The 22,476-nt window shown below is 59.9% G+C and carries 19 protein-coding genes; 15 read left to right on the forward strand and 4 right to left on the reverse strand.

What is annotated here, in order from left to right; all coding sequences use genetic code 11:
* Positions 1 to 8: 8 nt before the first annotated feature.
* From I9H07_RS18310 to edd, 3 genes are read right to left on the reverse strand one after another with little or no spacing between them, the layout of a single operon-like run.
* On the reverse strand, positions 9 to 746 hold the full coding sequence (locus tag I9H07_RS18310) for a response regulator (protein ID WP_024673015.1): 738 nt from the start codon (positions 744 to 746) through the stop codon (positions 9 to 11).
* Positions 747 to 796: 50 nt separating this feature from the next.
* On the reverse strand, positions 797 to 1,762 hold the full coding sequence (locus I9H07_RS18315) for a glucokinase (RefSeq protein ID WP_024673014.1): 966 nt from the start codon (positions 1,760 to 1,762) through the stop codon (positions 797 to 799).
* Positions 1,759 to 3,585 (reverse strand): phosphogluconate dehydratase, encoded by a 1,827-nt coding sequence (gene edd / locus I9H07_RS18320; RefSeq protein WP_024673013.1) that lies wholly within the window; start codon positions 3,583 to 3,585, stop codon positions 1,759 to 1,761. Before edd ends, I9H07_RS18315 begins: the two co-directional genes overlap by 4 nt.
* Before the next feature lie 219 nt (positions 3,586 to 3,804).
* On the opposite strand from edd, the gene gap reads away from it, so the two are divergent.
* From gap to I9H07_RS18395, 15 genes are all read left to right on the forward strand, one after another.
* Positions 3,805 to 4,806: a type I glyceraldehyde-3-phosphate dehydrogenase gene (gap, locus tag I9H07_RS18325; protein ID WP_007253014.1), complete on the forward strand. Its 1,002-nt coding sequence runs from the start codon at positions 3,805 to 3,807 to the stop codon at positions 4,804 to 4,806.
* Between the two features lie 308 nt (positions 4,807 to 5,114).
* Positions 5,115 to 5,633, forward strand: a complete 519-nt coding sequence (locus tag I9H07_RS18330) for an RNA polymerase sigma factor (RefSeq protein WP_058824199.1) — start codon at positions 5,115 to 5,117, stop codon at positions 5,631 to 5,633.
* Between the two features lie 57 nt (positions 5,634 to 5,690).
* Complete coding sequence (locus I9H07_RS18335; RefSeq protein WP_058391220.1) at positions 5,691 to 6,656, forward strand: FecR family protein; 966 nt, start codon at positions 5,691 to 5,693, stop codon at positions 6,654 to 6,656.
* A 121-nt stretch (positions 6,657 to 6,777) separates the two neighbouring features.
* Positions 6,778 to 9,351, forward strand: coding sequence for a TonB-dependent hemoglobin/transferrin/lactoferrin family receptor (locus I9H07_RS18340; RefSeq protein WP_236426135.1), 2,574 nt, complete (start codon positions 6,778 to 6,780; stop codon positions 9,349 to 9,351).
* A gap of 115 nt (positions 9,352 to 9,466) precedes the next feature.
* Positions 9,467 to 10,081 (forward strand): biliverdin-producing heme oxygenase, encoded by a 615-nt coding sequence (locus I9H07_RS18345; RefSeq protein WP_024673300.1) that lies wholly within the window; start codon positions 9,467 to 9,469, stop codon positions 10,079 to 10,081.
* Entirely contained in the window at positions 10,078 to 10,536 is a 459-nt protein-coding gene (locus I9H07_RS18350; RefSeq protein WP_236425456.1) for a YbaN family protein, read from the forward strand. Before I9H07_RS18345 ends, I9H07_RS18350 begins: the two co-directional genes overlap by 4 nt.
* 103 nt (positions 10,537 to 10,639) lie before the next feature.
* A complete protein-coding gene (locus tag I9H07_RS18355; RefSeq protein ID WP_024673302.1) occupies positions 10,640 to 10,996 on the forward strand; it encodes a DUF5064 family protein in 357 nt (118 codons plus the stop codon).
* A gap of 455 nt (positions 10,997 to 11,451) precedes the next feature.
* Entirely contained in the window at positions 11,452 to 12,960 is a 1,509-nt protein-coding gene (locus I9H07_RS18360) for a sigma-54-dependent transcriptional regulator (RefSeq protein WP_024675970.1), read from the forward strand.
* 174 nt (positions 12,961 to 13,134) lie between these two features.
* Entirely contained in the window at positions 13,135 to 14,865 is a 1,731-nt protein-coding gene (locus tag I9H07_RS18365) for a PAS domain-containing sensor histidine kinase (protein ID WP_058824202.1), read from the forward strand.
* Positions 14,850 to 15,239 carry a response regulator gene (locus tag I9H07_RS18370; RefSeq protein WP_024675972.1) on the forward strand — a complete coding sequence of 130 codons (390 nt, stop codon included), beginning with the start codon at positions 14,850 to 14,852 and terminating at the stop codon, positions 15,237 to 15,239. Before I9H07_RS18365 ends, I9H07_RS18370 begins: the two co-directional genes overlap by 16 nt.
* 9 nt (positions 15,240 to 15,248) lie before the next feature.
* Complete coding sequence (locus I9H07_RS18375; RefSeq protein ID WP_236425457.1) at positions 15,249 to 17,366, forward strand: putative bifunctional diguanylate cyclase/phosphodiesterase; 2,118 nt, start codon at positions 15,249 to 15,251, stop codon at positions 17,364 to 17,366.
* Between the two features lie 87 nt (positions 17,367 to 17,453).
* Positions 17,454 to 18,203: an efflux RND transporter periplasmic adaptor subunit gene (locus tag I9H07_RS18380; protein WP_201022788.1), complete on the forward strand. Its 750-nt coding sequence runs from the start codon at positions 17,454 to 17,456 to the stop codon at positions 18,201 to 18,203.
* Positions 18,200 to 19,522 carry an efflux RND transporter periplasmic adaptor subunit gene (locus I9H07_RS18385; protein WP_024675975.1) on the forward strand — a complete coding sequence of 441 codons (1,323 nt, stop codon included), beginning with the start codon at positions 18,200 to 18,202 and terminating at the stop codon, positions 19,520 to 19,522. The genes I9H07_RS18380 and I9H07_RS18385 overlap by 4 nt, the downstream gene beginning before the upstream one ends.
* On the forward strand, positions 19,522 to 21,618 hold the full coding sequence (locus I9H07_RS18390; RefSeq protein WP_058391214.1) for a biotin/lipoyl-binding protein: 2,097 nt from the start codon (positions 19,522 to 19,524) through the stop codon (positions 21,616 to 21,618). The genes I9H07_RS18385 and I9H07_RS18390 overlap by 1 nt, the downstream gene beginning before the upstream one ends.
* A 29-nt stretch (positions 21,619 to 21,647) precedes the next feature.
* Positions 21,648 to 22,160: a GNAT family N-acetyltransferase gene (locus I9H07_RS18395; protein ID WP_058391213.1), complete on the forward strand. Its 513-nt coding sequence runs from the start codon at positions 21,648 to 21,650 to the stop codon at positions 22,158 to 22,160.
* Here the strand turns inward: I9H07_RS18395 and I9H07_RS18400 are convergent.
* Complete coding sequence (locus I9H07_RS18400; RefSeq protein WP_058391212.1) at positions 22,153 to 22,464, reverse strand: hypothetical protein; 312 nt, start codon at positions 22,462 to 22,464, stop codon at positions 22,153 to 22,155. The two genes, I9H07_RS18395 and I9H07_RS18400, sit on opposite strands and share 8 nt — an antisense overlap.
* Positions 22,465 to 22,476 lie beyond the last annotated feature (12 nt).

Consider the following 22,476-nt stretch of genomic DNA (forward strand, 5'->3'; position numbering starts at 1 on the left):
CAGACGGCTTAATAATTGCCGCCCGCTTGCGTATTGACGTTCGCCGCCAGCAGGTAACCGCTGCCGCGAATCGTCCGGATCAGACGCGGCGATTTGCCGGTATCCCGCAGACGCTGGCGCAGGCGACTGACCGCCATGTCGACGATCCGCTCCAGCGGCATCAGCTCGCGCCCGCGAGTGGCATTGCCGATGGTGTCGCGGTCGAGAATCTGCTGCGGGTTGTCGAGGAACAGCTTGAGCAGCGCAAAGTCGGCACCGGACAGGATCACTTCTTCGCCGTCATTGTGAAACAGTCGGTGGCTGACCATGTCCAGTCGCCATTCGTCGAACACAATCACATCGCCGCCCGTACGTTCCTGACCGAACTGGGCACGGCGCAGCAGCGCCTTGATCCTCGCCTGAAGCTCGCGCGGGCTGAACGGCTTGCCGAGATAATCATCGGCGCCCAGCTCCAGACCGATAACGCGGTCGGCTTCGTCGGAACTGGCAGTGAGCATGATGATCGGCACATGCGGCTGGCGCGGATGCTGGCGCACCCATTTGCACAGGCTGAAACCGTCTTCGTCGGGCAGCATGACATCGAGGATCAGCAAATCACTCGACGCCTCGTTGAACGCCTGACGAAAGCCGGCGCCATCGCCCACGGTACGTACCTGAAAACCGGCACGACTCAGGTAGGTGTCCAGCAATTCGCGAATCTCCTGATCGTCATCCACCAGCAGGATCGATTTACTGACTGAACTCAATTTGAAGCGTCCTTGTTTGGCTGCGAAGCTTTGTTGTTATGGGATGTTGCTCAGATCTCCGAACCGAAAGCCTGTTGCAAAGCCACGCCCGACCCCATCAGGCCAGGGTATTCGGCTGTGACCAGCCAGACCGGCAGGCCTTTGAAATAGTCGCTCATGACACCTTTTTCAGCCATGGCGCGCTTGAAGCCGCTGTTGATGAAGAAGTCGATGAACCTGGGGACCACGCCACCGACAATGTAAACACCGCCCAGGCCGCCCTGAATGAGCACGTTATTGCCGACCACGCGCCCCAGAAATACACAGAACTGTTCCAGTACCGCAGCCGCCACCGGATCGCCCGCCAATGCCGCCGAGGTGATCGCGGAAGGCGACTTTAACACCGGCTCGACGTTGTCCAGCGCACAACTGACCTGATACAGCAGCAACAGGCCAGCACCACTGAGCACCACTTCGGCACTGACATGCTCGCGTTCGGCCATCAGCCGCGCCCACAGCAACGCTTCGCGTGCGCTGCCAATCGGCAGGTCGGCATGCCCACCCTCCCCCGGCAAGGCCATCCAGCGACTGCCTTCCAGCTTGATGAGCGTACCGACGCCCAACCCGGTGCCCGGCCCCACCACCACACGCGGACGATCCGGTTTGCCCTGGCCGTGACAGACGGTCAGGTACTCGTCGTCCTTGAGCCGGGTCATGCCCAGCGCCATGGCGGTGAAGTCGTTGATCAGCAACAGGTGATCGACTTTCAGGTCGGCGCAGAACGCCTCGCGGCTGAGTTGCCAGTGACTGTTGGTGAACTGAAACAGATCCCCGTCGACCGGCCCGGCTACTGCCAGGCACACATAACCGATATCACCGCGCTGCAACTCAAGGTCCTGCATATAGACTTCGATGGCCTTTTCCGGGCCCGCGTAGTCAATGGTCGGGAATACCCGGACAGAATGCAGCGTGTCGTCTTCCCAAATGGCAAAACGCGCATTGGTACCGCCTATATCACCGACCAGGGCCAACTTCACTTGAGCTTCTCCAGACTAGAGGTAAAGGCGCTGGCGCCCTGCTCTGCGGAGCTGAAGGCCATGCGCATGAATCCAAACAGCTCGCGACCGCAGCCGACACTGTTGTCGAGCTGATTGACGGCCGGTTCACGGGCGGCCAATTCTGACGCCTCGACCAGCACTTGTAACGTGCCTTTTACGCCATCCACGCGGATGACATCACCTTCGCGCACCAGCGCCAGCGGGCCACCATCAAACGCTTCCGGGCAGACATGAATGGCCGCCGGGATCTTGCCTGAGGCGCCTGACATCCGTCCATCAGTCACCAGCGCAACCTTGAAGCCACGGTCCTGCAGAACGCCCAGAAACGGCGTCATCTTGTGCAGTTCGGGCATGCCGTTGGAGCGCGGCCCCTGGAAACGCATCACGGCGACGAAATCACATTCCAGTTCACCGGCCTTGAACGCATCAGCCAGGTCCTGCTGATCTTCGAAGACCTTGGCCGGCGCTTCGACAATCTGATGCTCTGGAGCGACAGCAGACACTTTCATCACGCCACGGCCCAGGTTGCCTTCCATGACCCGCAGGCCACCTTCCGGCGAAAACGGACGAGACACCGGGCGCAGGATATTTTCGTCCAGGCTGTCCAGAGGGCCTTCGCGCCAGACCAGTTTGCCGTCCTCCAGGAACGGCTCTTTGGTGTAACGACTGAGGCCATAACCGGCCACGGTATTGACGTTCTCGTGCAGCAGACCGGCGGCCAGCAGCTCGCGAATCAGGAACGACATGCCGCCGGCAGCCTGGAAGTGGTTGATGTCAGCCTTGCCGTTCGGATAAACGTGGCTGAGAGTCGGCACCACTTCCGACAGATCCGCCATATCCTGCCAGGTCAGCTGGATACCGGCAGCCTGGGCGATAGCGGGCATGTGCAGCGTGTGGTTGGTCGAACCGCCGGTGGCGTGCAGCGCGACGATGGAATTGACCAGCGAGCGCTCATCGACGATTTCGCCGATCGGCATGAAGTTGCCGCTTTGCTTGGTCAGACGAGTGACCTGCTGCGCCGCTTCGGCGGTCAGTGCATCGCGCAATGGCGTGTAGGGATTGACGAACGAGGCACCGGGAAGGTGCATGCCCATGACTTCCATCAGCAACTGGTTAGTGTTGGCAGTGCCGTAAAAGGTGCAGGTGCCGGGGCCATGATAGGACTTCATTTCCGAGTCCAGCAGCTCTTCGCGGGTGGCCTTGCCTTCTGCGTAACGCTGCCGCACGTCAGCTTTTTCCTTGTTGGAAATGCCCGACACCATCGGCCCGCCCGGCACGAAAAGGGTCGGCAGATGACCAAAACGCAACGCGCCCATCATCAGGCCGGGGACGATCTTGTCGCAGATACCCAGCATCAGCGCGGCATCGAACATGTTGTGCGACAGCGCGATGGCGGTGGACATGGCGATCACTTCGCGGCTGGCGATGGCCAGCTCCATGCCCGGCTCGCCCTGAGTCACGCCATCGCACATGGCCGGTACACCACCGGCAAACTGACCGACAGATCCAATGTCACGTAACGCCTGTTTGATCTGGGTAGGGAAATGTTCGTAAGGCTGATGCGCCGAAAGCATCTCGTTGTAGGAAGACACGATCGCCACGTTGGCGGCGTTCATCAGACGCAGGTTTTGCTTGTCTTCCGGGCCGCAGGCAGCGACCCCGTGAGCAAAGTTGGCACATTGCAGTTTGCCGCGCATCGGGCCTTCGCTCGCTGCACCGCGAATCAATTCAAGATAACGCTGACGGGTGTCACGGCTGCGAGCGATGAGCCGCTCGGTTACCTCAAGAATGCGGGGATGCATGTGGTGAACTCCAGGCTAACGTCTAAGGTCACCCGTAAAGACAGTTCCGGTTATCGAGCTGCGACAGTCAGGAAGCAGAACCCTTATCTCGATCAACCCGGAGGGCCTTTCAGGCTTGTAGTTGTAGATAAAACAAAATATTGCCACTAAAAAGGCTTGTTTTCTATTTCCATGAGAATAATCTTGTAATTCCAACAACAAATTCAGAAGGACGGCTGTATGACTCTTCGTATCGCAATCAACGGTTTTGGCCGAATCGGCCGCAACGTCCTACGCGCACTGTATACCCAAGGCTACCGTCAGGACCTGCAGGTCGTCGCCATCAACGATCTGGGCGACAGCGAAATGAACGCACACCTGCTGCGTTTCGACACCGTACACGGCCCTTTCAGCGGCACGGTCGAGTGCGACAAGGAAAGCCTGACGGTCAACGGTGACCGTATTTCGGTCAGCGCGATTCGCAACCCTGCCGAACTGCCGTGGAAAGCGCAGAACATCGACGTGGTGTTCGAATGCACCGGTCTGTTCACCAGCCGCGACAAGGCCGCCGCGCATCTGACTGCCGGTGCCCGCAAGGTGATTATCTCCGCCCCGGCCAGCGGTGCCGATGCCACCATCGTCTATGGTGTCAACCACGACACATTGCGTCAGTCGCACCAGATTATCTCCAGCGCCTCCTGCACCACCAACTGCCTGGCACCGGTTGCTCAGGTGCTGCATCGTGAACTGGGCATCGAAACCGGCCTGATGACCACCATTCATGCCTACACCAACGACCAGAACCTGATCGACGTCTACCACACCGACCCGTACCGCGCCCGTTCGGCCACGCAGTCGATGATTCCGAGCAAGACCGGCGCTGCCGAAGCCGTCGGCCTGGTACTGCCGGAACTGGCAGGCAAACTGACCGGCATGGCCGTGCGCGTGCCTGTCATCAATGTGTCGCTGGTCGACCTGACCGTGACCCTGAAGCGGGAAACCACCGCTGAAGAAGTCAACGCATTGATGAAAGAAGCCAGTCAGCATTCCAAAGTGCTGGGTTACAACACCCTGCCGCTGGTCTCCCACGACTTCAACCATAACCCGCTGTCGTCGATCTTCGACGCCAATCACACCAAAGTCAGCGGCAAGTTGCTCAAGGTGCTGTCCTGGTACGACAACGAGTGGGCATTCTCTAACCGCATGCTCGACAACTGCCTGGCGCTGCATAACGCGCAGTAACAGCTTCATGAGCGCCTGGAGGGAGGCTGAGCGCCGTAACAAGCGTTCCGATGCTGCGGAACGAGAGGTATCTCCTGGATTCACTCTCGTTCCCACGCTCCAGCGTGCTAACGCCGTTCTGGACGCGCTGCGTCCGGTCTTGAGCGAGCCGTGCGACACAGATTAATGTGCGCGGTGTCACAACAGGCAATCCATACCGGAACGTAAGAAACGAGACATTCCGGGATAAATATTTACAGATCTGCGCTTGACCCGACCGAAAGATGAGAAGCATTATCATTTGCCTGAATCTTCGGTCGGGCTCACGTGTGTCGCAGTCTCATTTCAATAATGTCTTTCTGGCCCAGCGTGCCGTGCTGTTGCGCACCTTGCAGCGCATGGTCGGTAGCCACAGTGCCGCCGAGGACCTGCTTCAGGAAACCTGGCTGCGCGTCAGTCGCGCGTTGACCGAACACCCCGTCGACCATCTCGAACCTTTCGTCTTTCAGACCGCCCGCAATCTGGCGCTGGACCATCTGCGTGCACGGCGTATTCATGGCCGCACCATGATCGAGGATGTCTCACCCGCCCAGCTGGAAAGTGTCGTTGCGCAACTCGGCGCACCCGAGGATGCCGCTCATGCCAAACGCCTGCTCGAAGGGCTGAGCGCCAGCCTGAGCACACTGAGCCCGCGTCAGCAGAAAATCTTCACGCTCAGCCGCCTCAATGGCTGCAGTTACCTGGAGATCGCCGAGCAGTTGCAGGTCTCGGCCAGCACCGTGCAAAAGGAACTGAAACTGATCATGGCGATCTGCGTAGGCGTGATCTCAAGGCTTGACCCGCCCTGAATGCTGCCGCAGGCTCCAGACTCTTATCGACACAGTTTCAGGACTCAGAGGAACACCGTGCCCCCGAGAACAGAACGTCCTCAAGCGATTGCACAGGACGTATTGAGCGATAGTGCAATGGATCAGGCGCTGACCTGGCTGATCGAACTGGAGGACGCCGATGCGGAGCGACTGGCCTGTTTTCAGGAATGGCTGAATGCCGATCCAGAGCATGCGCGTGCGTTCGACAAGGCCCGGGCGATCTGGCAGTCGCAACCTGTTCAACTCGCGGCTGAAGATATTGCGCAACCGCGCAAGCGTTCGGCGTGGCGACGTATCCGCCCGCACTGGAAACCTCTGGCGACCGCCGCGGTTCTGCTGCTGGGGCTGTTCAGCTTCAGCAACCTGCCCTTACGCCTGCAAGCGGACCATCTGACAGTGGTCGGCGAGCGTCAGCGTCTCGAGCTGGCCGATGGCTCCAGGGTTTTGCTCAACACCGACTCGGCGTTCTCCAGCCGCATCGATGACCAGCAGCGCTCTGCCCGGCTGCTTCAAGGCGAAGCATTTTTCGAGGTACCGTCCAGGCCGGGTCTGCCACTCGAAATCGACGCAGGCCCGGTACGCATGAGCGCCAACAGCACCGAGTTTTCCGTGCGTTATCTGGATGGCGTCGCGCAAGTGGACGTGCAGCGCGGTGCTGTCGATGTGCGTGCGTTACGAGGCGACTCCAGCCTCAGCCTTGCGGCCGGGGAACGCATTCGCGTCGGGCCTGGCGGCTTCGGGCATCGGGAAAAGCTTGATCCGGCCCGCGACCTGGCCTGGGTGCAGGGCCGACTGATCTTCGACAACAGCCCGTTGAGCGAGGTGCTGGCTGAACTGCGCCGCTACTATCCCGGCTGGATCATCAACACCAACGCGCAACTGGATCGCGTGGCAGTCACCGGAAACTACCGCCTGGACAACCCGCTGGACGTAGTGCGTTCGCTGGCGCAGATCACCTCGGCAAGCGTGCATGAAATGCCCGCGTTGGTGATCCTCAACTGAGACCGGATTTTTTTACTCGATAGCCACTGGCCGTTCGTCTAGTTATAGCAGATGCAACTGATTCTCATCCCGAAACAGTTTGTAAACACTATAACGAGCCACACCCCAGGGAGCGCTACCGATGTCATCCACGTTCACGCCTGTCGCCCGACACCGCGCACGGCTTACCCTTTCACTGCTGACCCTCGCACTCCTCGGCGCAGGCCTGCAAGTACTGCCTGCCCACGCATCCAGCGAAAATGCACCGTCGGCACGCCCGGCAGGCACCTACAGCTTCTCGATCAGCCAGCAACCGCTGGTGTCAGCCCTGAACGAATTCAGCCGCGTTACCGGCTGGCAAGTCGGTGTGTCATCCGAGCTGGCGCAAAACGTAACGTCACAGGGCGCAAACGGTAATCTGAGCGCGGCAGCCGCTCTGGACAAATTACTGGCGGGCAGCTCGCTGAGCTATCGCAACCTGGGCAACAACAACGTGGTGCTGGAAAAGCGCATTGCCGGGGTCATGGCGCTGGATCAGATCACGGTGAGCGCAACGCGTCAGGCGCAGGAAGTGGTCACCGTACCCAGCACTGTCAGTGTTCAATCACGCGAACAGCTGGATCGTCAGAACGTCAATACCATTCGCGATCTGGTGCGCTACGAGCCAGGTGTTTCAGTGGGCGGCGCAGGGCAGCGTGCAGGCACGACCGGTTACAACATTCGCGGGATCGACGGCAACCGCATCCTGACCCAGGTCGATGGCGTTGAAGTGCCCGACAGTTTCTTCACTGGCCCTTATGCGCAGACCCACCGCAACTACGTCGACCCCGAGATAGTCAAGCGCGTGGAAATCCTTCGCGGCCCGGCATCAGCCCTGTACGGCAGCAGCGCCATCGGCGGCGTCGTCAGTTATTACACGCTGGACCCGGATGACATCATCAAACCCGGCCAGGACGTCGGCGCACGCCTGAAAACCGGCTACAGCTCGGCAGACGAGAGCTGGCTGAACTCGGCCACGCTCGCCGGGCGTCAGGGCGAGTTCGACGCTCTGCTGCACTTGAGCCAGCGTAACGGTCACGAAACCGAATCTTATGGCGAGACGGGCGGCACTGGCCTGAACCGCACCGAAGCCAACCCTCAGGACGCCCGCAGCACCAACATCCTGGGCAAACTGGGCTGGAATTATGGCGACGGCTCGCGCCTGGTGCTGGCCTATGAAAAGTACAAGGATGATCGCGACAGCAACCTGAAAAGCGCGGTGGGTGGACCGTTCGCCAATGGCAGCGGGCTAGGTATGTATCGCTCGCGCGAAGGCAACGACACCATTACCCGCGAACGCTTCGGGGTCGAGAACACGTTCAGTCTCGACAGCCTGCTGGTGGATAACCTCAAGTGGAGCCTGAATTACCAGACCGCCAAGACCGACCAGAGCACTCACGAACGTTATTTCCCGTTCTCCCGCGATGTATATCGCCAGCGCGAGACGGAGTATCAGGAAAAACAGTGGATCTTCGATGCCCAGCTGGACAAGGCATTCTCCATCGCCAGCACTGACCATGTGCTGACCTACGGCACCACCATCAAGCAACAGAAAGTCACCGGGCTGCGCAGCGGTAGCGGGACCTGTGCCCGTGTGTTCGGCTCGTGTCGTGTGGTCGGCGCCGACAGCCCGAGCGATCGGCTGGCCGCCACCAGCGACTTCCCGGACCCGACCATCACCAGCTATGCCCTGTTCGCGCAGGATCAGATCAGCTGGAACGACTGGACCTTCATGCCCGGCGTGCGCTACGACCACACGCGACTCGAACCCAGGTTCACTCAGGCGTTTCTCAACTCGGTCGACCTGACAGACCCGAGCGAGGCCAACGATGAAACGAAGACCTGGCATCGCCTGTCGCCCAAGTTTGGCGTGACCTACGCGCTGACCGACCAGTACACATGGTATGGCCAGTATGCCGAAGGGTTCCGCACGCCCTCGGCAAAATCACTTTATGGTCGCTTCGAAAACCCGAGTGCTGACTACACTGTCGAGCCGAACCCGAACCTGAAGCCGGAGACCAGCAAAAGTTATGAAACGGGGCTGCGCGGCCGCTTCGAGTCCGGTTCGTTCGACATCGCCGTGTTCTATAACAAGTACCGCGACTTCATCAACGAGGACGCGATCACCCCCGGTTATGACGAACTGACCTTCCAGTCGAACAATATCAAGCACGCCACCATGAAGGGCGCCGAGTTCAAGGGGCGTCTGAATCTCGACAGCCTGGGCGCGCCGAGCGGTCTGTACAGCCAGGCATCCATTGCTTACGTCCACGGCCGCAACAACGATACCGGCGCGCCGATCAACAGCGTCAACCCGCTGACCGGCGTCATCGGCCTGGGGTATGAACAGAACACCTACGGCAGCCTGCTGAGCTGGACGCTGGTCAAGCGTAAAACCCGCGTGGACGACAGCAGCTTTCACACGCCGGATGGCACCTCCAGCCAGTTCAAGACACCGGGCTTCGGCATTCTGGACCTGACCGGCTATTACAAGGTCAGCAACGACGTGACTGTGAATGCCGGCCTGTACAACCTGACCGACAAGAAATACTGGCGCTGGGACGACGTACGCGGCTACGACGGTGTCGGTGAGGCTGGCGTGACTGCGCCTGCCAATCTTGACCGCCTGACCCAGCCGGGACGCAACTTCAGCGTCAACGTGGTGTGGGACATCTGACCCCGACAGTGACTGAAAGCCCGCCGTCAAACGTTGGCGGCAGGCTTTTTTACGCTCTCGGGGCTGGCTGTTCGTCTATTCAACAAGCCCTCTTTTTTCAGCAAGGAAGACTTCGATGCCCCTCGACCCGACCACACCGACCCTGCGCTCACAACGCCTCAATCAGATCACTCATGCGCCGCATGAACAGCTCGACAAGGCGGTCAAGGCCCACGCACCGTTTGCAACGCTGGCCAGCTATTCACGCTTTGTGGTCGCCCAGTACCTGTTCCAGAGCGAACTGCAAAGCCTGTACAACGACCCGGCGCTACAGGCGATCATCCACGATCTGCCCGCGCGCTGCCGGGCGGCACAGGCCAAGGCAGACCTTGCCGACCTGAATATGGACATCCCGCTGCCCGTGCCCGGCGCAGTACAAAGCACAAGCAAGGCCGAGGCACTGGGCTGGCTGTTCGTTTCAGAAGGTTCCAAGCTGGGTGCGGCGTTCCTGATCAAACGCGCCGAAGCGTTGAACCTGAGCGACCGTTTCGGTGCCAGACACCTGGGCGAGCCCGAAGGTGGCCGCGCCGCTGGCTGGAAGACTTTTGTCAGAACCCTTGACGAAATGCCACTGACTGCCGAGCAGGAAGCGCAACTTGATCAGGGTGCCATTGCCGCTTTCGAGCGTTTCAATGTACTGCTGCAGCACGCCTACACCGATGCACCTGTCGCCGAAGCAGCGCAGGCATGAAAAAGCGCCCGGTGCTGTTAAGCTGGTCGGGCTTTCCGAACCAGCCTGTAGAGACCATGACGTACAAACCACCCGGCTCACGAATTTCACGCCTTTTATACGGCATCCTCGCCTATACCGCGCTTGCCATAGGTATCGTTGCGATCTTTGTTCCTGGCCTGCCGACCACTGAATTCATTCTGCTGGCGGCCTGGGCAGCAACACGCAGTTCGCCGCGACTGAATGCCTGGCTGGAAAACCATCGCGTATTCGGGCCAATCCTGTACAACTGGCGTAATGGCAGACTGGTCGCCCGCAAGGCCAAGATCAGCGCAACCATCAGTATGCTGGTGTGTGCTGTGGTCATGCTGAGCCTGATCGGTCACGCCTGGTGGCTGTATCTGGCCCTGAGCGGGATGGCGCTGGGCAATGTATGGATATGGTCGAGACCGGAACCGGTCAAAGTGGACCGCTGAGCAACAAAGCCGAACATGAGCAGCACACTTCGCATAAGCGATGAACCGCTTCGGCGCGATCAGTGTCTGACTGAGCAGACTTATCATTTGATGGAGTAACTTCATGTACGAGCCAGGCCATCTACATCTCACCCACGTAGCGCTGCAACCTTCAGATATCAGCTATGACATCCACCTGCGCTATGTGGTGAACGAAGATCCCAAGGAAGGCACCTCCATGCATTTCACCATGCAAGGTGAAATCGGTGGCAAGCCGTTTGAAGAACAGTTCCAGCTGACCCGCGACCTTGCATTCAACTTCGCCCACGACGCCAGCCGCATCGCCATCAGACACGGCCTGCCCAATTCCGCCGCGTTGCCAATTGCCAGCCACAAAGACTACGACCAGATGTTCGAAGACATTCGCAACAAACTGAACGTCAAATCCGGCGAGCCTGTGAAGCCGGAGCATCTGGAGTAGAGCTGAAGTTTCAAGCTTCAAGCCAAGACCATCATGGCCCATGCTCTGCGTCCACCCCTTAATGTGTGACGCGGAGCGTCACGAAGGGCATTCCCACGCTGGAGCGTGAGGAACGATAACCCCAACTATCGTGCGACGCTCCGCGTCGGCATGCCGTTCTGGACGCTCTGCGTCCGATCTTGAACATGCGCTGTGGCGCAGACTTGTGACGCAGAGCGTCACCCACGGCATTCCCACGCTGGAGCGTGAGGAACGATAATCTCAACTATCGTGCGACGCTCCGCGTCGGCATGCCGTTCTGGACGCTCTGCGTCCAACCCTTAATGTGTAGCGTGGCGCAGACTTAGGGCATTTCTACGCGGGAACGTGCGGAACACGTACGCCACCGAATTTCACCAAACCCGCCGCCACAGGGCATACTTGCCGCCCCTTCCGTTGCGAACCGTTAACGCCTCATGCGCATTCACGTCAGCTTCATCGACCGCGTCGGTATCACCCAGGAAGTACTGGCCATTCTGGGTGGGCGCAATCTGAATCTGGACGCAGTGGAGATGGTACCGCCCAACGTCTACATCGATGCGCCAACCCTCAGCCATCAGATGCTCGAAGAACTCAAGGATGCGCTGTTCAGGGTCAGGGGGGTGGAAGCGATCACGGTCGTGGATATCCTCCCCGGTCAGCGCCGCCATCTGCAACTGGATGCCCTGCTCGCCGCCATGACCGACCCGGTGCTTGCGCTGGACAGTGCAGGGTATGTGTTGCTGGCCAATCCTGCGCTCATGGCGCTCATTGGCCGTGAGCCGTCAGGTGAATCCATCGACGAACTGCTGGCAGCACCCGGCTTGCAGACAACGCTGCTGGAAAACGGCTTTCGGTTGCCATTGCGCGAGATCACCCTGAACGGTGAAGCCTTGCTGCTCGATGCGACACCGATCACCGAAGCCGGCGCGCTGATTACGCTCTACCTGCCCAGCCGGATCGGCGAGCGCCTGTCGGCGTTGCACCATGATCACGCCGAAGGTTTCGATGCCTTGCTGGGCGACTCAGCGGCCATCCGCACGCTCAAGGCCCGCGCACAACGTGTGGCGACGCTTGACGCTCCCTTGCTGATTCAGGGTGAGACGGGCACCGGCAAGGAACTCGTGGCCAGAGCCTGCCATGCCAGCAGTGCACGCCATGGCGAGCCGTTCCTCGCGCTGAACTGTGCGGCGCTCCCGGAGAATCTGGCTGAAAGCGAGCTGTTTGGCTATGCGCCCGGTGCATTTACCGGCGCCGCGCGCGGCGGCAAGCCTGGGCTCATGGAGCTGGCTAACCAGGGCACTGTCTTCCTTGATGAGATCGGCGAAATGTCGCCGTACCTGCAAGCCAAACTGCTGCGTTTTCTTAACGACGGCAGCTTTCGGCGCGTTGGCGGAGATCGGGAAATCAGGGTCAATGTGCGGATACTGAGCGCAACCCACCGCGACCTGGAAAAAATGGTCAGCGAAGGCACCTTCCGCGAAGACCTGTTTTATCGTCTCAACGTGCTCAACCTGCATGTACCGCCGTTGCGTGAGCGTGGTCAGGACATCCTGCTGCTGGCCCGTTACTTCATGGAACAGGCCTGCGCACAGATCCAGCGCCCGGTCTGCAGACTGGCGCACGCCACTTACCCCGCCCTGCTGGGCAACCGCTGGCCGGGTAATGTGCGCCAATTACAAAACGTGATATTTCGTGCGGCTGCCATCTGCGAAGCCACTCATGTGGATATAGGTGATCTGGACATTGCCGGCACGGCGGTGGCGCGTCAGAACGACGCCCCGATCGACAGCCTCGAGAACGCTGTAGCCGCGTTTGAAAAAGAATTGCTGGAAAAGCTTTACGCCGATTATCCCTCCACTCGTCAGCTGGCGGCCCGCCTGCACACCTCGCACACGGCCATCGCACAGCGCCTGCGAAAGTACGGAATACCTGCCAAGCCATAGCTTGGCAGCAGATTCGTATAAAAAATTATTTAGAAAAACTTCATTAAATAAACAAACTGCCGATAGCGTTCTGGTATGTTCGATAAACCTCTTAACATCCATTTGAATGGGTGTCCGTAAGTGTTCATTACGGCCGTCATGGCAGACAGGGTCACGTAGCAACGGGAAAGAATCATGCAAACCCCGCCAGTAGACCGCCAGACCGCCGAGCCGCAGTCTCGTGCCGAAACGATCGTCGAGTCCCGCCGGCAGAAAATCCTGCTGAAGACCGGTGCGCTTCAGGATGCCATTTTCAACAGTGCCTATTTCTCCAGCATCGCCACCGATGAACATGGCGTCATCCAGATTTTCAACGTCGGCGCCGAACGCATGCTCGGTTATCACTCCGAAGACGTGGTCGACAAAATCACCCCGGCCGATATTTCCGACCCTGCCGAGCTGATCATCCGCGCCGCAGCGCTGAGCCATGAGCTGAACACGCCTATCACGCCTGGCTTTGAAGCCTTGGTGTTCAAGGCTTCGCGCGGTATCGAAGACATCTATGAGCTGACCTACATCCGCAAGGATGGTAGCCGCCTGTCAGCGATGGTGTCGGTCACCTCACTGCGCGACAACACCGAAACCATCATTGGCTACCTGCTCATCGGCACCGATAACACGGCGCGCAAACAGGAAGAAGAAGCCCAGGCGTTGCTAGACCAGCGTCTGCGAGACCAGCAGTTCTACACCCGCTCGCTGATCGAATCGAACATCGATGCGCTGATGATGACCGACCCGCAGGGCATCATTTCCGACGTCAACAAGCAGATGATGGCACTGACCGGACGCACCCGCGACGAGTTGATCGGCGCGCCCTGCAAGAACTTTTTCACAGATCCGGCAAGCGCCGATGCGGCGATCAAGCGCGTGATCAGCGAACACAAGGTCAGCGATTACGAGCTGACCGTGCGCGCCTACGACGGCACCGAAACAGTCGTGTCGTACAACGCCGCGACCTTTCATGATCGCGATCGCAAGCTCAAGGGTGTGTTTGCCGCTGCTCGCGACGTGACCGAGCGCAAGCGTTTCGAACGCACGCTGGAAGAGAAAAACATCGAGCTGGAGCATGCAAGCCACATGAAGTCCGAGTTTCTGGCCACGATGTCCCATGAATTGCGCACCCCCTTGAACGCAATCATCGGCTTTTCGGAGGCCCTGAAGGACGGCATGGTCGGCGACATGAGTGACGCCCAGCGCGGCTATATCGGCGACATTTTCAACAGTGGCCAGCATTTGCTCTCGCTGATCAACGACATTCTCGACCTGTCCAAGGTCGAGGCCGGCATGATGAGCCTGGAGCTGGAACAGGTCGATCTGGACGAACTGTTAAGCAACAGCCTGCTGATCGTCCGCGAACAGGCAGCGCTGCAGCGCATCCAGTTGAAGCTGGAGACCGAAGCCGACTTCGGCCTGCTGGAACTCGACCGGCGCAAGACCAAGCAGATCGTCTACAACCTGCTGGCCAACGCGGTGAAGTTCAGCGCGCCGGGAGACTGGGTGACGCTGTCGGTGCGTCAGGTGCCGAGCACACAGGCAGGCGTGCTTGATGGCGACTGGCCGACTCACGTATTTCCACTGCCGCCCGGCGACTATGAGCAGTTTCTGGAGCTGAGTGTCAGTGACACTGGCATCGGCATCGCCCAAAGCGACATGAACAAGCTGTTCAAGGCGTTCAGTCAGATCGACAGTGGCCTGGCGCGTAAATTCGAAGGCACGGGGCTGGGCCTGGCGATGGTCAAGCAACTTGCAGAACTGCATGGCGGTAGCGTTGCGGTGGCCAGTGTCAAAGACCTGGGCGCTCGCTTCGTGGTCTGGCTGCCGATTCGCAAACTCGGTTCCGGGGAGGCGCCGTGGCCCATATCATGATCGTCGAAGATAACGCCGCCAACATGCGTCTGGCCGAGCTGCTGCTGACCAGCGCCGGGCATGTCGTGCTGTGTGCGACAGATGCCGAAACCGGCCTGAAACTGGCCCGCGAGCATCAGCCGGATCTGATCCTGATGGACATTCATCTGCCGGAAATGGACGGTCTGAAAGCCACCTCATTATTGAAGAACGACGCCAGCACAGCAGCAATACCTGTGGTCGCACTGACTGCGATGGCGATGAAGGAAGACGAAGAGAAAATCCGCCTGGCAGGCTGCAACGCTTACATCATCAAGCCCGTGCGCTACCAGGAGTTGTACCGGGTTATCGATTCCCTCCTCGACAAAAGCCTGGCCCAACAGCCAACTACCTGAGCAGACGCCATGACCGAGAGCGCCGCAACGATCCTGATTGTCGATGACGATGTGCATGTACGCGACCTGCTGGAAGTTCTGTTGCAGAACCAGGGCTACCGGACGCTGACGGCAGAGTCGGGGCTAGTGGCGCTGGAGATGGTCGACCTTCACGCTCCGGACCTGATCCTGCTGGACATCATGATGCCCGGGATGGACGGCTATGAGGTCGCCGCCCAACTGAAGGCCGGGAAAAACACGGCCAATATCCCGATCATCATGCTCTCGGCACTCGACGCGCAGAGCGCGCGTCTGTCCGGGCTTGAAGCAGGTGCCGAGGAGTATCTCAACAAACCTGTGGACAGTGCCGAACTGTGGCTGCGGGTGCGCAACCTGCTGCGGCTCAAATCGTTTGGCGATTACCTGAAAAGTCACAGCCTGATTCTCGAAGAGCAGTTGCAACAGCGCACCATCGATCTGGAACGCTTTCGTACGGTCATGGACGCTTCGGAAGATGCGATCTTCCTGATCAATCGCAACACCATGAGCCTGATCGAATTCAACCGCAGGGCCTGTCAGTTACTGGGCTATACCGCCGAGGAACTGTCGCACAAGACGCCTGCCGAGCTGGGCGAAACCTCCATGGAGAACCTGGAGGTGGTGTACGACAAGATCATTGCCGGTAAAGGCCCCAGCGAACCGCTGGAAACCCAGATCCGTGACAAAAGCGGTCGGGATGTGGAAGTGGAAATACATCGTCAGGCGTATCGCACCGGTGAAGACTGGGTCATCGTCGGCATCGTGCGTGACATCACTCGACGCAAGGAAAGCGATCAACGCCTGCTGACCATGGCCCATTACGACACGCTGACCGGCCTGCCGAACCGCGACCTGTTTTTCACCAGCCTGCAGATGGGCCTCACCCAGGCAGCGATCAGTCGCTGGAAGCTGGCAGTGCTGACAGTCAATCTGGATGGCTTCAAGAACATCAACGAAACCTGGGGCCACGTTCTGGGCGATCAGGTATTGCTGGAAGTCAGCCATCGCCTGTCGGAGTGCCTGAATGCCAGCGATACGCTCGGACGCGTGGACGGTGATCAGTTTGCGTTGATTCTGATGATCCGCGTAGGCCAGGCCGATACCCGCCAGACACTTGAGCGCATTCGTAAAGCATTGCGAGTGCCTTTTCTGGTCGAGGGTCAAAGCATCGTCATGACCGCCAGTATCGGCATCGCGCTGTATCCGGAAGACGGCGAAGACGCACGCGAGCTGGTCAGACACGCGTACACCGCGATGAACAGTGCGAAGAAGATCGGCCCGGACACCTACCGGTTTTATACCGCGCAGATGAACGCAGACGTCTCGGCGCGCCTGGACCTTGAAGCCGCCTTGCGCGATGCCGTGGAAAAACACGCGTTCGAGATCGTCTACCAGCCCAAGCTTAACCTCGTCACCGGCCAGATATGCGGGCTGGAAGCCTTGCTGCGTTGGCCGCGCCCAGGCCAGCAAGGCGTATCGCCTGCGGTTTTCGTTCCGGTACTGGAAAGCCTGGGGCTGATCGGTGAGGTCGGCAACTGGGTAGTCGATCGTGTCTGCGCCCAGATTGCGCAGTGGCAACGCTCGGGGCTGGGGCTGTTCCAGGTGGCGGTCAACGTCTCCGGCCAGCAGATTTCCAACAGCAGCCTGGTCGCCGATATCCGTCAGGCGCTGACCCGTCATCGGGTCGCACCGCAGTGGCTGGAGGTGGAACTGACAGAAAGCTCGCTGATGGAAAACACCTCTCACACCATCGCGACCCTGGAAACCCTGAGGGCCAACGGGGTCAGTATTTCCATCGACGATTTCGGTACCGGCTATTCAAGTCTGGCGTACCTGCGCCGATTCCCTATCGACAAGCTTAAAATCGACATTGCGTTCATTCGCGAAGTGACCAGCAACCCACAGGACGCGGCGATTGCCCGAGCAATCATCGAACTGGCACACAGCCTGGGTCTGAAGGTCATTGCCGAAGGCGTGGAAACGCCTGAGCAGCTGGCTTTTCTGCGGGAAAATCAGTGCGATCAGATTCAGGGTTACCTGATCAGCAAGCCGCTGCCGCTGGCAGAGCTTGAAACGTTTTTAAGTGCACCGGAGAAGCAGTTCGGGTAACACTGCACGATCGGCACAGGCTGTGCCGAATACGCCATTTTTGAAGGAGTTCGCTGCATGCGGTGTTTGCACGCTGTACTTTTAGGGATGCTAAGTGTGGCGAACCTCGCTCAGGCACAGACGCCAGCAGATACCGGGCTGATCGACGACAACGCACAAGCCGGCACCTCAGCACCTTCCAGCGAAGCACGCGGCGTGCTGCGGGCAACCAATCAGGCGGTCCTCGCCAGCGAACTGTCAGGACGTATCGTTGACCTGCCTTTTCAGGAAGGCGAGTCGTTCAAAAAGGGCGATACCCTCGCCCGCTTCGATTGCTCTGCCTATCAGGCACAGCTCAATGCCGCTCAGGCAGCAAGCCGTGGTGCCAGTGAGGAACTGGCGCACAATCGGCAACTGGCCTCGCTCAATTCAGTAGGCCGCTTCGAAGTGGCACGCGCCGAAGCAAAGCTCTCAGAGACCCAGGCACAGTCCGGCGTTTATCAGGTTCAGATCAAGCGTTGCAGCGTGGTTGCGCCCTACGACGGGCAAGTCGTAGAGCGTAAGGTCAAGCGTTACGAAAGTGTCGCCGCCGGCACGCCGATGCTGGAAATCGTCGATAACCGTACGCTGGAACTTCATCTGCTGGTGCCCTCACGCTGGATGAGCAAACTCAAGCCCGGCCAGACTTTCAGCTTCGTGCCCGACGAAACAGGCCAGCCGCTGACCGCCACCGTCAAACGACTCGGCGCACGCATCGACGAAGGCAGCCAGACCCTGCTATTGATCGCCAGCCTGCCCAAAGCCGAGGGGCTGCTAGGAGGCATGAGCGGTACGGCGCATTTTGCGGAGTTCAAGTGAACGCCCCCGTATCCGGCGCTGCTGAACGGGTTTTCGCGCAGTTTCTTGACCTTGAACGACTGACCCGCGCCGCTCGGACCACCGAACAGCTGGCTTACAGCCTGGTCAATGATGGCCAGAGTCTGTTTGGCTATCGCCACGCTGCACTGGTGATTGCCGGCAAGGTACGTTCGGTGACAGGTGTGAGCGTGATCGAACCCAATGCCCCGTTTGTGGCCTTCGTCGAGCATGCCGTCGGCCAGTTGCTCAAACTTGAGCTGATCAAGCCGGCGCGCGTGGTGCACATGGATTCGCTCAGTGCATCAGTGCGCGATGACTGGAACAGTCTGTCGGCGCCCCACGTGTTCTGGCTGCCGTTGCAAGACCGCAAAGGTGAAGTATTTGGCGGCCTGTGGCTGGCCCGCGACACGCCTTGGTCGTCTGCAGAGCAGGTGTTGCTGGCGCAACTGGGGGACACCTGCAGCCATGCGTGGCTCGCCTTGCAACCTGGCAAGCCGTGGCGTCTGCGCTTCAACCGCAAGCGTCAGGCATTGCTGGTGGTCCTCGCCTTGTCATGCCTGCTGATTCCGGTGCGCCAGTCGGTGCTGGCACCGGCCGAGGTTGTCCCGCTGGGCGGTCGGGTGGTGGCGGCGCCACTGGATGGCGTAGTGGCCGAGTTTCTGGTCAAGCCCAATCAGATCGTCAAGACCGGCGACCTGCTGCTGCGTTTCGAGAACACCACACTCAAGGCTCAGGCGGATGTAGCCGAGCGAGCATTGGGCGTTGCCGAGGCAGAACTGAAAGCCAATTCGCAACGGTCTTTCGCCGATGCTGAATCCAGCTCGAGAATCGACCTGCTGGCAGCCCGCGTCGAACAGAAACGCGCAGAACGTGATTACGCCCGCGAGCTGTTGAAGCGCAGTGAGGTGCGTGCCGAGCGCGACGGCATTGCCGTGTTCGCCGATGCCCAGCGCTGGCTTGGCAAACCGGTGCAGACCGGCGAGCGCCTGCTGGAAATTGCCGACCCGAACCAGGCCGAGCTGCGCATAGAGCTGGCAGTAGGCGACGCCATTGCGCTGCAACCGGATGCAGAAATCGCGCTGTTTCTGGACAGCGATCCGCTGCAACGCCACGCGGCTCGCCTGGAACGCGCGGCCTACGAGGCGCAACCCACGCCCGGCGGGCAACTGGCTTATCGCCTGGATGCCAGTTTTCTCGACTCGCCGCCGCCACGCATCGGTCTGCGCGGAACAGCCAAGGTATTCGGTGACCGTGCGCCGCTCGCCCTGTACCTGCTGCGCCGTCCTCTCGCCGCGTTGCGTCAGAGCGTGGGCCTGTAATGAACCTGCCCGGCCTGCGTGCTGACCTGCAGCTCACGCCTGCCGCCCCGGCACTTGATGGCTCGCCGCGCTGGACCCTGGCCGACCCGCTTCGCGGTCGTTACTTCAAGCTCGGCACCCAAGCCATTCGCCTGTTGCGCCATTGGGCACTGGGCGATGCCTCACGCGTGCTGCAAGCGGCCAATCGGGAGCCAGGCCTGCCGCTAGGCAACACCGAGATTGATGAACTGCTGCGCTTTTTGCGCGGCCATGACCTGATCGCAGCGCACGACCCGGAACAGCGCGCCAGTTACGCCTACAAGGCATCGGCGGCACGTCATGGGCTGTGGCAGATGCTCTTGCATCAATACCTGTTCTTCCGTATTCCACTCTGGCGGCCAGATGCATTTCTCAACCGTGTCTGGCCGTGGCTGGCGCGCTACGGCCCAGGGTTGATGCGCTACGGGCTGCCGATTACCCTGGGGCTGGGGATTTTTCTGGTAGCCCGCGACTGGCAGCGTTTTATCGGTACCTTCCCGCACCTGTTCAGTCTCGGCGGCGCGCTGGCGTTCGGCGTGGCGTTGTTCTTCGCCAAACTCTGTCATGAGTTCGGCCACGCATTCATGGCCAAGCGCGCCGGCTGTCGGGTGCAGAGCATGGGCGTGGCGTTCATGGTCCTTTTGCCGCTGTTCTATACCGACGTCAGCGATGCCTGGCGCGTCAATGATCGACGTGCCCGCCTGCTGATCGGCGCAGGTGGTGTGCTGGCGGAAATGCTCCTCGCCTGCATCGCATTGCTGGCCTGGTCGCTGCTGCCCGACGGCCCGGCGCGCACCGCAGCCTTCATGCTTGCCAGCGCGACGTGGCTGACCACTGTTGTGGTCAACCTCAACCCGTTCATGCGTTTTGATGGCTATTTTCTGATCAGTGATTTGTGGGAAGTCGATAACCTTCAGGGCCGGGCTTTCGCCCTGTGTCGCTGGCGGCTGCGCGAGGCCCTGTTCGGTTACGGCCTGCCTGCGCCAGAGCCGTGGTCAGCGGCCATGCAGCGTCGCCTGCTGTGGTGGGGTTATCTGTCCTGGTTGTGGCGTGCGGCGTTGTTTTTCGGTATCGCGCTGGCGGTCTACCACCTGTTTTTCAAATTACTGGGGGTTTTCCTGATGCTGGTGGAACTGGGCTGGTTCATTTTTCTGCCGATTTTCAAGGAATGTCGCCACTGGTGGTCACACCGCGAACAGGCTTACGCACCCCGCGTGCTCATCAGTGCGGCAGGCTTGCTGGCGCTGCTCTTGCTGCTGATCGTGCCGTGGCACAGCAGTGTCGAGTTGCCGGTGATGCTGGAAGCCGAAAGCGTAACTGCCATTCATGCCCCGGCCGCTGCCAGAGTCAAGCAGGTCAATGTGCACGACGGCCAGAAGGTCGAACAAGGTGCCGTGCTGATGGAGCTGGAATCCCCGGATATCGATTCGCGGCAAAGTATCGTGCGCCGTGAAATCAACATCTTGCAGTTGCAGATGCGTCGTCAGGCAGGCCGTAGCGAAACCGCCGCCGATGCCGGGATTCTCGAACAGCGTCTGGCCGAAGCAGTTGCCGAGTATCGCGGCCTGGCCGCACGACGCGAACGCCTGCTGTTACGCGCCCCCAAGGCCGGGCAGGTGCGTGACCTGCTGCCCCAACTGAGCGCAGGTCGCTGGGTGTCGACCAAGGACCCGCTGTTGAGGATTGTCGAAGGCGGCACGCGAATTCGCGGTTACGTGGCCGAGAACGCTCTGTGGCGTATCGCACCCGGTGATCGTGGACGCTTTATTGCCGATGATCCGATGCGTGAGTCGCTGCTCGTGGAACTTCAGGAAGTCGATGCCAACGGCGTGGCATGGCTGGATCAAGAAGCGTTGAGTTCCGATCACCACGGACCGATTGCTGTGCGTCGAGACGAAAACCAGCGCGCCGAACCGGTCCAGGGCCAGTATGGTGTACGCCTCAAACTGGTCGACAATACTGCCGCACCGTCCCAGCCGCTGCGTGGCGTCGCCGTGCTGGACGGTCGTAGCGAATCCCTGCTGGGCGCAACCTGGCGCAGGCTTGCCGCACTTGGAGTGCGTGAAAGCGGGTTCTGAAGCTGACACATGGACAGAGGACAGCCCTGATGACAAAAAAACCTTTCGCCAATCTCGATGGACTGGTCGTACGACCATCGAGAGAAACCGACAGCGCCTTTCTGCAGACGCTCTATCACTCCGCGCGGCCCGATCTGCAATTGATCGACGGTGAACGCGATCAGGTGGAGGACGTCATCGCCCAGCAGTTTCGTGTGCAGGACCTGGGCCTGGGGGAACACTTCCCGAACGCCATGCACTACGTGATCGAAAAGCTCGGCACGTCTATTGGCGCGCTGGTCACAGACTTCGGACACAACGAGATTCGCGTGCTGTATCTGGCGTTCATTCCGGCAGCGCGTGGCAAGGGTTATGGCCGTAATGTCGTGCAAGGCGTGCAGCAGGCGGCCGAGCAGATACGCTGTCCGGTCGCAACGGTGGTCTGGGCTAACAACCCCCACGCGCGCCAGCATTATCTGGCGCTGGGGTTTGAGGTTCAGGAACGGGACGTGGCCGCCGAGCGGCTGATCTGGTATCCAGGTCAGGCCGCTGCCGTCAATTGAAGCTGATGCAATAGTAGGCTAACCGGTTGTCACGCCCCATGGCAGGTACGCGAGACACGAAAACCTCCTGCAGCAGGCCGGTTTCCGGTAGCTCGATGGCGCATGGGCCGTCGATAAAGTCGCTGGGCTGCAAAGAGTCCAGAGATACGTTGAACGGCAGGCGTTGATCTTGCGAGGCGCGCGCCTGCGGCCGTTCTGCGACCGATGAAACCTGGACCGGCAACTGGCTGCCATCGCTCAATTGCAGTAGGCAGGTAGTACCGACCACCACTCGAAAGTGTTCGACAGTAATGTCTTGCAGCATTAAGCATCTCCA

This window comes from Pseudomonas syringae, assembly GCF_023278085.1.
Classification (GTDB): Bacteria; Pseudomonadota; Gammaproteobacteria; order Pseudomonadales; family Pseudomonadaceae; genus Aquipseudomonas; species Aquipseudomonas syringae_Q.

Coding starts and splice junctions, on each gene's coding strand:
- I9H07_RS18355 (WP_024673302.1), top strand. CDS start 10,640: ATGTACGAGCCAGGCCATCTACATCTCACCCACGTAGCGCTGCAACCT.
- I9H07_RS18380 (WP_201022788.1), top strand. CDS start 17,454: ATGCTAAGTGTGGCGAACCTCGCTCAGGCACAGACGCCAGCAGATACC.
- I9H07_RS18360 (WP_024675970.1), top strand. CDS start 11,452: ATGCGCATTCACGTCAGCTTCATCGACCGCGTCGGTATCACCCAGGAA.
- I9H07_RS18340 (WP_236426135.1), top strand. CDS start 6,778: ATGTCATCCACGTTCACGCCTGTCGCCCGACACCGCGCACGGCTTACC.
- I9H07_RS18350 (WP_236425456.1), top strand. CDS start 10,078: ATGAAAAAGCGCCCGGTGCTGTTAAGCTGGTCGGGCTTTCCGAACCAG.
- I9H07_RS18390 (WP_058391214.1), top strand. CDS start 19,522: ATGAACCTGCCCGGCCTGCGTGCTGACCTGCAGCTCACGCCTGCCGCC.
- I9H07_RS18400 (WP_058391212.1), bottom strand. CDS start 22,464: ATGCTGCAAGACATTACTGTCGAACACTTTCGAGTGGTGGTCGGTACT.
- I9H07_RS18345 (WP_024673300.1), top strand. CDS start 9,467: ATGCCCCTCGACCCGACCACACCGACCCTGCGCTCACAACGCCTCAAT.
- I9H07_RS18375 (WP_236425457.1), top strand. CDS start 15,249: ATGACCGAGAGCGCCGCAACGATCCTGATTGTCGATGACGATGTGCAT.
- edd (WP_024673013.1), bottom strand. CDS start 3,585: ATGCATCCCCGCATTCTTGAGGTAACCGAGCGGCTCATCGCTCGCAGC.
- I9H07_RS18395 (WP_058391213.1), top strand. CDS start 21,648: ATGACAAAAAAACCTTTCGCCAATCTCGATGGACTGGTCGTACGACCA.
- gap (WP_007253014.1), top strand. CDS start 3,805: ATGACTCTTCGTATCGCAATCAACGGTTTTGGCCGAATCGGCCGCAAC.
- I9H07_RS18365 (WP_058824202.1), top strand. CDS start 13,135: ATGCAAACCCCGCCAGTAGACCGCCAGACCGCCGAGCCGCAGTCTCGT.